This is a genomic window from Belnapia mucosa (assembly GCF_016775475.1).
In the GTDB taxonomy this organism is placed as follows: Bacteria; Pseudomonadota; Alphaproteobacteria; order Acetobacterales; family Acetobacteraceae; genus Belnapia; species Belnapia mucosa.
In genome coordinates this window covers 1-436 of sequence record NZ_JAEUXJ010000095.1, presented here as the reverse complement: position 1 = coordinate 436, position 436 = coordinate 1, and the positions used below count along the sequence as shown (strand labels likewise).

Genomic DNA, 436 nt, shown 5'->3' with positions numbered 1-436 from the left:
GTGAAGGCGCCGCACGCGCCTGACGGCGGGGGCTACGACGCCGCCAAGCGGATCAAGGGGCGCAAGCGGCATGTCGCCGTGGATACGGACGGGCGCCTGCTCATGGTCAACCTGACCACAGCCGACATCCAGGACGCGGCCGGGGCGGAGCGGATCATCGAGGCGGTGCGTAAGCGCTGGCCCTGGCTGAAGCATCTGTTTGCTGACGGCGCCTATGATCGGGGAAAGCTGATGAGCCGGGCTGCCTACCGCGATTTCGTCATCGAGATCGTCCGCAAGCTGGCCGACCAGAAGGGCTTCCATGTCCTGCCCAGACGCTGGGTGGTCGAGCGGACCTTCGGTTGGATGACGCGTTGGCGCCGCCTCGTCCGTGACTACGAGCGCCGCTGCGACGTCAGCGAAGCCATGATCCGCGTCAGTCTCGGCGCGCTCCTGC

The 436-nt window shown here is 67.4% G+C and carries 1 protein-coding gene; it reads left to right on the top strand.

Annotation, left to right across the window (positions count from 1 at the left end):
• Positions 1 to 436, top strand: a 436-nt coding sequence (locus JMJ55_RS30510) for an IS5 family transposase (protein ID WP_202829356.1), incomplete at both ends; no start/stop codon positions are given.